We start from the raw sequence: 9,545 nt of genomic DNA, 5'->3' as shown, positions 1-9,545 counted from the left end.
TTCCGCGAAGGGGATGGCAGTGATGTGGTTTCTGACTTTACCCTAGGGGAAGATTGGTTGGGGTTGGCGGAGGGAATTACCTTTGCCGATTTGAATATTACTCAAGGTAACAATCAAGCGAATATTGCCCTTGCGAGTACGGGGGAAATATTAGCCTCGGTGGCTGGAATTAATGCGAATGCGCTGACGGAGATTTATTTTACTTTGGTTTAGCGATCGCGCTGTAATTTCAGGCGATCGCCTCCCGGGAGATAGTGCGTTAACCTCACTTGCGAGAACCGATCGCGGCGATCGCCACTCCCACCAGCACAACCACCCCCCCGACTAACACCGAGATTCCGGGAATTTCGCCAAACACCAGAAATCCCAGTATGCTGGCGCACACGGGTTCAAAGAGAATCGCCAAGGTGACGACGGTGGGCGAAATCCAACTGATAGCCCAGTTAAAGCTGGTATGTCCCACTAATTGGGGAATCGCCGCCATTAGCACAATATAGAGGTAAACCTCGGGGGAATACCCGGTATAGCTGGCATTAAACAGGAAGGGCATGGGCAACAGCAGTAAAGCGGCGGTGGCGTAAGCGATCGCGCTGTAACCGCCGATGCCCATGCCCCGTTTTTGTGCCTCGCGCCCCAGTAACAAATACCAGCTCACAGTCCAAGAGCCTACCAGCGCCAGGAAATTACCGAGTAGCGGATTGCTACCTGCGTAGCTACTGTTATTGCTGCCCAACCCGACGATCGCTCCCCCAACTAGGGCGATCGCAATCCCCATCGAAGTTTGGCGCGAGGGTTTCTCCCCCAACCACAGCCAAGAAAAAAGCGCGATCCACACCGGATTCGTGGTCACAATGGTAGTGGATGCCGCAATTGAAGTATAAGAAAGCGAGGTAATCCAACTGGCGAAATGGACTGTCAAACAGGCACCCGCCGCTACCGCATACCCCAGGGCACTGCGCGGGATCCGGTTGCGGTAAATTTTGCCCCATGCAGGCAACAACATCAGCGCCGCCACGGTTAAGCGAGAGGCGGCTAACACCAAGCTAAACCCCGCCCCGCGCAGGTCAGCCGCATCTAAGGCCAAACGAATTAAAATCGCCGCCGTGGACACCGCCAATACGCCGCAGGTCAGGATAAAGCAGACTTTCCAAGGAGAGGGTTTCATCGCTAACAGTTAAATTCTGTAATTATAGCACTCTCTGGCCGGTGTCAATGTTATGGAAGGCGAAAACTTTCCCCACCCCGGTGAAATGCCTACATGTATCTCCATCTCTCTTGTGAATATTCAACCGCTACAGGAATGGGGTTGATGTTATAATGTCTCCCGATCGCCTCCCTGGGAAAAATGGCAAACCCCTCCCCATTCCCCGAAAAATCAGCAGCGCGTATTCACGGGCACAAACCAACTTAACAGATTCTTCTTTCTCTTGATAGAAGCAATGGCTTTCCTAAGAAGGATATTCTGGCTTTTAAGCGATGGCGCAATTGCGATCGCAACATCTGAAATGTTACCACTGGAGCATTTCCACGAATCCCTCGCTTTGGCGGGATTCATTTCCCAGCAGATTAATCTCTGTAAGGCAGTTGACATTCACTCCCTCGATTTTCCGAGATTCATTGCCAAAGCAATAAATTTTTGTCAAGCTTTTACATTATCACCCTAAATGCTTCAAACCCTACTCAACTCTAAAAACGCGAGCGACAACAGCGATTTAAGACGGATTCTATGTTTCTATTTTAACCAGAGCGATCGCATAGTGCTGCTCAAAAGTAAAAACTTCCCCAGTAAGCATTTTGAGCGGGTGGTTTTTCCCAACCAGCGTTTCATGTTTGAAGCAGTTCCCCACGCCGATTTAGAAGTTCATATCGGTGACAGCGGGGGTTGGACCGTGACCGAAGTCATCCCCTGCGATCGCTTGCAGGTGAAAGAAGGATAAGACCCCAGTGACCCTGACCGGGAAATGGGTAAAAGCCCGTTATCCAGCGGTTTTACCCCTCGGTTTCCCCGGAAATATTCACCTTTTGATTTTACCCTCGTTGTTTTGAAGACCACAAAACCGTTAACCGAATTTTGGAAACCTTAGCGCTTTATTTTGAGGCAAACTATGGTGCAGCAAGTGGGAACACTCTATTGGCAAATTATCAATGATGTCCTGGAAAAAATTTCCACAGAATATCCCCTTTATCCTTATCGCATCGCCTTGCGCGATCGCTTACTCCGCGAAAAGCTAATTTCCCATGTCATCGAACAAATTCCCCCCTCCTCCTTTTCCCAAAGTCGCTTTCAGCAGATAGAACCGCTCATTCGTCAGAGCATTCGCGACTTCGTACAATAATAAAGCAAAAAAAACCCCCTACCATTCTATCCATCTGCCGAGAATGTAAAAAATACCAGCAACATTTTGCAGGCTAGACCCCAATTCACAAACAGTGGAGACTAAAATAATGCCACAACAAACTTTAATAAAATGGCAACACTTTTTTCTGTGGATATTAGAATTTTTTCGGGTAGCCTGGTGGGTAGAAATCGTCACGGTGAATCCCTGCTGCATCTACTACTTTGGCCCCTTTTCTACAGCGAATCACGCCAAACGCGATCGCGACGGCTACATCGAAGACCTGAGAGCGGAATCCGCCACAGTCATCGCCGTTCATTTAAAACGCTGTCAGCCACACAAGCTCACCGTTTTGGAAGATGAATTATTGGACTCCCTCGACAGCAGTATAAAGCCGAATCTGCCTCGCTTGGCTCGTATATACAACACTTAGTTTACCGACTAGCTGTAGGGTGGCTTTCGAGTTTGCCACCCTACCCGTGAGGTTGGTGCTACCCTTTTCCGGTTTTTTATGCTAAGTGATGTTATGCCATCACCATACCGCCATCCACATTAATGGCTTGGCCGGTGATATAAGCCGCTGCCGGATCTGCCGCCAGGAAGCGAACCAAGCCGGCTACTTCTTCCGGTTCGCCATACCGCCCGAGGGGAATGAACTTGAGAATTTCTTCAGTGCCCTTGAGATCCTTGGTCATATCGGTAGCAATAAATCCAGGGGCAACGGCGTTGGCGGTAATCCCGCGACCGGCCAATTCTTTGGCAATGGTTTTGGTAAAGCCAATCACCCCCGCTTTAGCGGCGCTGTAGTTGGCTTGACCGGGGTTGCCCATTTGACCGGCCACTGAGGCAATATTGATAATCCGACCGGTTTTTTTCTTGAGCATGATTTTGCTAACGGCGCGGGTACAGAGGAAGACGCCGGTGAGATTCAGGTCAATCACGGCTTGCCAGTCTTCCGGTTTCATCCGCAGCAGCAGGGTATCGCGGGTGATGCCGGCATTGTTGACGAGTACATCGATGGTGCCCCATTTTTCCTGGACCGCACAGATCAGGCTGTCCACTTGGTCGGCTTTGGACACATCGGCTTGCAAGGCGATCGCCGTCCCCCCTGCTTCGGTAATTTCCGCCACCACTGCATCCGCCGCATCACTGGAACTGGCATAGTTAATCGCTACCTTCGCTCCTTCTGTAGCTAAAGCGAGGGCGATCGCCCGTCCAATTCCGCGCGAGGCCCCCGTCACCACGGCGACGCGATCGCGCAATCTTTGCAACTGTTCCGGTAATCCTTCCATTTCCCTTCTAAATCTGTAACGCACTACACTATCTTACGGTAAAACCCGCCCCTAAACTGCCCCGAATTCCCTACCCTCTGCCCAGAAACCCCCGCTATCATAGAATCAAATCAGTCGTTACTATCGGCTCAATTGAGCCGTTTTATGCTATGGCAGTCAAAAAACAGTTCACAAGCTTTGAAGAAATGCTCGCCGAGTCCGATTTACCCGTTCTGGTGGATTTTTACGCCGATTGGTGCGGGCCTTGTCAGATGATGGCCTCGGTTCTCAGTGAAGTCAGTGCCAAAATGAAAAATCGGGTAAAAATTGTCAAAATCGACACGGAAAAATATACCCAATTGGCCACAGACCATCACATTCACGCTTTGCCCACCTTGGTTCTGTTTAAAAATGGCAAACCCTTGCAGCGTTTTGAGGGATTTATGCCCAGCGATCGCCTGATTCAACAACTCGAACCCCTGCTGTAATCTCTGCGATCGCCTTGTCGGTTCAGCGGTTTTCTTCTATCATTAAACCACCAACACTCTGGTTTTCGGTGTCCGGTGGGTATTGCCCACCCTACGGTTTAATTGTACGATGTCCGGTGGGCATTGCCTACCCCACGGCTTGCAGGGTCAACAGACAAAATGAACACTCCCAGTCATGCTATTATCAACTTGGCAATTGTCACTAACCTGCCCCTGACGCAAGCTAATCTCGCGGTAGTTGTCGGGGCGATTTTACCCGATTTGCCCATTTTTATCTTTTATTTTTGGGCAAAATTCGTTCTCAAACAACCGGAAGCAAAAATCTGGACCGAATCTTATTGGCAACCTCAGATGCAAACTTGGGTTGCCTTATTGCATTCCATTCCCCTAGCCAGTTTTGCCGCCATCATTTCTCATTATTTTGGCTGGCCCATTCTGGAACTTATTTTTATCAGCATGGTGCTGCATTCATTAGGAGATTTGCCCGTTCACCACGATGACGCCCATCGGCATTTTTTCCCCTTACACGATTATCGATTTATCAGTCCGATTTCCTATTGGGATCCGAAGCGATACGGGCAGGTAGTGGCGTTAATAGAAATCATCCTGGTTGGTTTGGCAACGGTGAATGTTTTTCCCTCGGTAGAGTCGGGGTTCGGCAAAGGATTGATGCTAGCCGTTAACGGGTTTTATGTGGCGGCGTATCTCTATTTTAACCGTCGTTTTCTGGCCACGGGCAGTTAAAAAATTACCCCGAAAAAGGCAATGCCAATCGATGCGCCAGTTTCCCCCCGGGCAATTTGATGTTAACTGCGGCGGATATTGAAGCAACACCAATCTTGTCGTCGCCAGAGGGTAGCAACCACCCAGCCATTTTGTTCTAGGGTATCGGCAACCGGTTTGGCTTGTTCGAGCAATACGCCACTGATAATGCCCCAGGTACTCGGTTTGGCGATCGCATCCATTTGCGGAATTAAATCGATAATCACTTCCGCCAAAATATTGCAGACAATTCCATCCACCGGTTCGGAAATTAGTTGCTTCACCCGCTCCACACTGCCGAGTTTTGTCACTAATTTCTGGTCGGGAATCTTGTTTAAATCTCGATTGCGACGAGTCGATCGCACCGCCAGGGTATCCGTATCCACAGCGTAGAGCTTTTTCGCCCCCAGCAGAATTGCGCCAATGGATAAAATCCCCGATCCGCAGCCAATATCGGCGATCGTTGGTTCGGTTTCTTCAAATCCCAAGCGCATTTCCAACGCCTCCAGGCATAGCTGAGTGGTGGGATGTGCCCCGGTACCAAATGCCGCCCCCGGATCCAAGCGTAGTACGATGCGATCGGTTTCCGGGATGGGCAACCAGGCGGGATTAATCAAAAAGCGATCGCCCAATTCTTCCGGTTTCCAGTGCTTCTTCCAACTGGTGGACCAATCTTCTTCCTCAATCAAACTCCACTGCACCGCCGGAATCGGCATATTCACGCAGAGGGCATCTTGTCGCAACAGCAGCGACAGCGCCGCCAAATCCAGCAACTGCGCTTTCTCTTGGGGCAAATAGGCCAATACTAAGCAGGAATGACCCTTAATCTCACTGGCAGTTCCCCGACAGCCAAAGCTTTCCAGTCGCAAGAAGAAAATATCTTCCAAATCTGGATCGCATAGCACTTGAATTTCCCACCAGTTGTTCGCCATAATCGGTCAATTCAGCTTTCAGGTTGGACAGCAACGGTTTGTTCGCGTTCGGGGTTTAGGTGCCCGGTTTTCCGTGGGTCAGGCATCCCGCTGAAACGGGTTTTACGCGCAGGCGCAAGCCACCGGCGAAAGCCCCTGCTTGTTCCCCACCCCTGACACCTAAACGCTCGGTTATGGCGATTCGGCTCAGGGGACTGTTATAACGTTACCGTATAGGCGTCCCGAATGCCTGGAACTTTCATAATTTCAGCCAAAATTCCCTCGGGCAGGGGATCGTCGAGGCTCAGCACCATCACCGCATCGCCGCGCACGATTTTGCGCCCTACCTGCATACTGGCAATATTCACGTTAAAGCTGCCCAGTAGGGAACCGATTTTGCCGATAATCCCGGGCATATCCCGGTGTCTGGTAAACAGCATGTGCCCGGTGGGTGGGACGTTAATCGGAAATTCATCAATATCGGTAATCCGAATTTCCCCATCCCCTAACAGGGCACCGGTGACGGTGTGATCCCCGAGGGATCCCTTGGCTTCTAAATGCAAGGATCCGGCATAATCCCGAATCGAGGCATCCCGGGTTTCAATTACCCGAATGCCTCGCTCTTTGGCTTCGATGCTGGCATTGACGTAGTTGACTCGTTCGCGCAAAGCTTGGGAGAGCAATCCTTTTAATGCGGCAACCACCACTGGTTGCTGGCTTTCTTTATTCGCTACATCTCCTTGCAGTCGGACATTGAGCAGTTCCACTCGTCCCCCCGCCAACTGACCCACCAAATTCCCTAGGGTTTCGGCTAATTTCAGGTAAGGGCGGAGTTTTTCTAACGCATCGGGATACAGTCCGGGAATGTTCACTGCCGATCTCGCCGGCAACCCCAGCAATACGTCTCTAATTTGCTCGGCAACATCAATGGCGACGTTGACTTGCGCTTCTGCGGTAGAAGCACCCAGGTGGGGGGTGAGAATCGCTTCTTTGCCTAAGCTTCGCAGGGGGGAATCTTCCTCTAGGGGTTCGTTTTCATACACGTCTAATGCCGCCCCGGCAATTCGCCCCTCTTTTAAGGCTTCGGCTAAGGCTTTTTCGTCGATAATCCCGCCTCGGGCGCAGTTGATAATCCGCGTGGTGGGCTTCATCTTGGCGATCGCTTCCGCATTGATGAGATTTGCCGTCTCTGCGGTTTTGGGAATGTGCAAGGTGATGTAATCGGCTTCTCTAAATAGCAGATCCAAGTCCACTAACCGACAACCGATATGATCGGCCCGTTCTGCGGAAATAAACGGATCGTAGGCAATCAGTTTCATGCCCATTGCTTTGGCCGCAACGGCCACATGAGAGCCTATTTTGCCCAATCCTACGATGCCGATGGTTTTTTTGTAAACCTCGGCTCCCACGTAGCTTTTTCGATCCCATTTGCCGCTTTTGACGGATTGATTCGCGTTGGGAATGTAGCGCGATAGGGCCAGCATCATGGCAAGGGCATGTTCGGCGGCGGCGATCGTGTTCCCTTCTGGGGAATTGACTACTACAATTCCTTTTCGGGTGGCGGCTTGCACGTCTACGTTATCTACGCCCACACCAGCACGCCCAATGATTTTTAGCTGTGTCCCCGCTTCTACTATCTCTTGGGTGACGCGGGTCCCGGACCGAATCATCAGGGCATCGTACTCGGGGACGATTTTGATTAATTCTTCGTTTGACAGTCCGGTTTGGACGTCAACTTGGGCAACTTGAGAAATAATATCGATCCCAGCTTGGTCTATCGGATCGGAAACAAGAACTTTTGGCATGGTCAGCAGGTTGGTTGCAACAGGTTTACAGCAGTTTCTTTTGGGCAGAGGCGCTCTGTTGACTCGTCGATCGCCTCTGATTGGCGCAACGAGTTACCTTTTTTCCGCTCCTCTCCTCCCCCTTTGCTTGTGGTGGCAGATTCAAGCCCCTATTGGCGCGTTTTCCTCTCCCACGCAAAGTTGCTGCAGTAGGTCATTGTAACTGCAAAGCGTACTCTTTTATACAGATTGGCGGAAATTCTTCACTTTTATTTTATTAATTCTCTTGCTTTTCGTGTTTTTGCCCCCCAATTCCCTAACCTGTTTTGGATCCGCCTGGGTGCGGCGATCGCTGGGGATTGCTTTACTTTTCTCGCGCGGCGATCGTCTGCTGCTTTGCGATTCTGTGCTGAATTTTCTGGTTTTTACGACCCAAATATAGCCGTTTTGCTTCGTTTCACCCCTGGCGCTGATGTTGGCGCTGTGCCAAATCCTCCTTCGTCTCCATGCTTTTCCTCTTTCCCGGAACTGTGCGATCGCCACGGATTTTTTTCCTCCATCCGCGATCGCCTCGCCTTCCATCCGCAGGTTCGGTCTGCGTCCAAAACCAACGGGCGGTTTGCAATGGTGCTGTTTTTTCGGCTACTTTCGCCGCGCGATCGGCACTTTCTGTATCCGGAAAATCCTCGGACCAATCCTTCCCAATTTCACCCTTTCTCCGGGTTCAATTCTGATTTTTCTCCCTCCTATGTCCCTCCTCCCTAGGAAATGAACCGAGGGGAAATTTTTCACCCGAGCCATCTTCGGCGTTACCCAAAACCGATATAATATCCACAGCGCCTATTCTAATGGCTGCAACCCCCTGCGGTTGAACCTTGTCTAACCCACCCGATAACTAACATTGAAATCTGCAATGAACTATCTCGTTGCCGTTGTGCCCGATCGCATTCAAGCTGAAGCTGCCTACTCCGCTCTCGAAAAAGAAGGCTTGCCCATGAACCAAGTAACCATTCTCGGCAGAGGCTACAAAACTGCCGATGAATACGGTCTCATCGACCCCAACGAACAAGCCATCAAACAAACCAAATTAATGGCAACTTGGCTGGTTCCGTTTGGCTTCGCCGCCGGTGCCACATTTAGTGTCATCACCGGTCTGAATACCTTTGCCTGGGCCGGTGAACTGGGTAATCACTTCATCGGGGGTCTCCTCGGTGCCGCCTCCGGTGCAATGGGCAGCTTTTTTGTCGGCGGCGGCGCAGGTATCGCCTTTGGCAGTGGCGACGCTTTGCCCTATCGCAACCGCCTCAATGCCGGGAAATACCTGCTCGTGGTCAATGGTTCCCCCACCACCGTCAACCAATCTAGCCGCATCCTCCGTCAATTCGACCCGGAAAGTCTCAAAAGTTACTCCCAAGCTTAGCACTGGGTCTGCCAATCCCCTCTCACCTACCTCCCGCAATTTGCGCTCTTTCCTCCGAAGTGAGGCTATTCTCTCCATATCCCTCGTTCCCCCACCGCTCCCGGGAACGAGGATTTTTGTAGCAACAATTGAATCTTACGTATGTTGCTACACCAAGCTTGTCGAACTCTCGCAAAAAAAAATTTCTCCACCCCCTTGACAACCCTTACCACTTGACAGTATTATGAACATAATGGAAAAGGTGCGGCCATATATATAGGAGGTTGCCCCTCCACCATCCAATTATCCCGCAGCCAAAGCAACCTCGGCGAATCGCTTACCTCCCTCCCGCTCTACTCCCAAATCCCGCCGATTTCTTGTGGCAACAATTGAATCTTACGAATGTAACTACAAAATAACAGTTATTTCTTTCATCCGCCCCCTCACTCAGGACTCAGCAGGGAAGCACAGCACAAGCGAAACCCGAGGTTCCTCCATCCGTTTTTTGGCTCGAGTTGGCGGCGCTGCGTGGCACGGCACATCCTGGGGATGAAATTCCAAGACCCTCCACGCCGCATCCGGTACCCAGAATCT

General features: G+C 50.9%; 12 protein-coding genes. 7 read left to right on the top strand and 5 right to left on the bottom strand.

Annotated features, from left to right (window positions below; translation table 11 throughout):
- Positions 1–213: hypothetical protein (locus LKK83_RS03270; protein WP_324629409.1), on the top strand; the 213-nt coding region annotated here is incomplete at its 5' end.
- Positions 214–265: 52 nt separating this feature from the next.
- Here the strand turns inward: LKK83_RS03270 and LKK83_RS03265 are convergent.
- Positions 266–1,165, bottom strand: coding sequence for a DMT family transporter (locus tag LKK83_RS03265; protein ID WP_324629408.1), 900 nt, complete (start codon positions 1,163–1,165; stop codon positions 266–268).
- A 499-nt stretch (positions 1,166–1,664) separates the two neighbouring features.
- Here LKK83_RS03265 and LKK83_RS03260 point away from each other — a divergent pair, with 499 nt between their 5' ends.
- The 3 genes from LKK83_RS03260 (at position 1,665) to LKK83_RS03250 (ending at position 2,769) form a co-directional block, all read left to right on the top strand.
- Positions 1,665–1,937, top strand: a complete 273-nt coding sequence (locus tag LKK83_RS03260; RefSeq protein ID WP_324629406.1) for a DUF1830 domain-containing protein — start codon at positions 1,665–1,667, stop codon at positions 1,935–1,937.
- A gap of 168 nt (positions 1,938–2,105) precedes the next feature.
- Positions 2,106–2,336, top strand: a complete 231-nt coding sequence (locus LKK83_RS03255) for a hypothetical protein (RefSeq protein ID WP_324629404.1) — start codon at positions 2,106–2,108, stop codon at positions 2,334–2,336.
- A 109-nt stretch (positions 2,337–2,445) separates the two neighbouring features.
- Positions 2,446–2,769 carry a DUF1816 domain-containing protein gene (locus LKK83_RS03250; RefSeq protein ID WP_324629403.1) on the top strand — a complete coding sequence of 108 codons (324 nt, stop codon included), beginning with the start codon at positions 2,446–2,448 and terminating at the stop codon, positions 2,767–2,769.
- A gap of 91 nt (positions 2,770–2,860) precedes the next feature.
- Here LKK83_RS03250 and fabG read toward each other — a convergent pair whose 3' ends face one another.
- On the bottom strand, positions 2,861–3,628 hold the full coding sequence (fabG, locus tag LKK83_RS03245; RefSeq protein WP_324629402.1) for a 3-oxoacyl-[acyl-carrier-protein] reductase: 768 nt from the start codon (positions 3,626–3,628) through the stop codon (positions 2,861–2,863).
- 149 nt (positions 3,629–3,777) lie between these two features.
- Between fabG and trxA the strand changes: the two genes are divergently transcribed.
- Both trxA and LKK83_RS03235 read left to right on the top strand, forming a co-directional pair.
- Positions 3,778–4,095: a thioredoxin gene (gene trxA, locus LKK83_RS03240; RefSeq protein WP_324629401.1), complete on the top strand. Its 318-nt coding sequence runs from the start codon at positions 3,778–3,780 to the stop codon at positions 4,093–4,095.
- Between the two features lie 159 nt (positions 4,096–4,254).
- On the top strand, positions 4,255–4,839 hold the full coding sequence (locus LKK83_RS03235; protein WP_324629400.1) for a hypothetical protein: 585 nt from the start codon (positions 4,255–4,257) through the stop codon (positions 4,837–4,839).
- A gap of 62 nt (positions 4,840–4,901) precedes the next feature.
- Here LKK83_RS03235 and prmA read toward each other — a convergent pair whose 3' ends face one another.
- From prmA to LKK83_RS03220, 3 genes are all read right to left on the bottom strand, one after another.
- Entirely contained in the window at positions 4,902–5,789 is an 888-nt protein-coding gene (gene prmA / locus LKK83_RS03230; protein WP_324629399.1) for a 50S ribosomal protein L11 methyltransferase, read from the bottom strand.
- 197 nt (positions 5,790–5,986) lie between these two features.
- Positions 5,987–7,573, bottom strand: coding sequence for a phosphoglycerate dehydrogenase (gene serA, locus LKK83_RS03225; RefSeq protein ID WP_324629398.1), 1,587 nt, complete (start codon positions 7,571–7,573; stop codon positions 5,987–5,989).
- 404 nt (positions 7,574–7,977) lie between these two features.
- Positions 7,978–8,157, bottom strand: a complete 180-nt coding sequence (locus LKK83_RS03220; protein WP_324629397.1) for a hypothetical protein — start codon at positions 8,155–8,157, stop codon at positions 7,978–7,980.
- 308 nt (positions 8,158–8,465) lie between these two features.
- On the opposite strand from LKK83_RS03220, the gene LKK83_RS03215 reads away from it, so the two are divergent.
- Complete coding sequence (locus LKK83_RS03215; protein WP_324629396.1) at positions 8,466–8,972, top strand: hypothetical protein; 507 nt, start codon at positions 8,466–8,468, stop codon at positions 8,970–8,972.
- Positions 8,973–9,545: the final 573 nt, after the last annotated feature.

Source organism: Phormidium sp. CCY1219 (assembly GCF_035615515.1).
Taxonomy (GTDB): Bacteria; Cyanobacteriota; Cyanobacteriia; order Cyanobacteriales; family Laspinemataceae; genus CCY1219.
The sequence above is the reverse complement of the archived record's forward strand: the minus strand, read 5'-3'. Positions and strand labels throughout refer to the sequence as shown.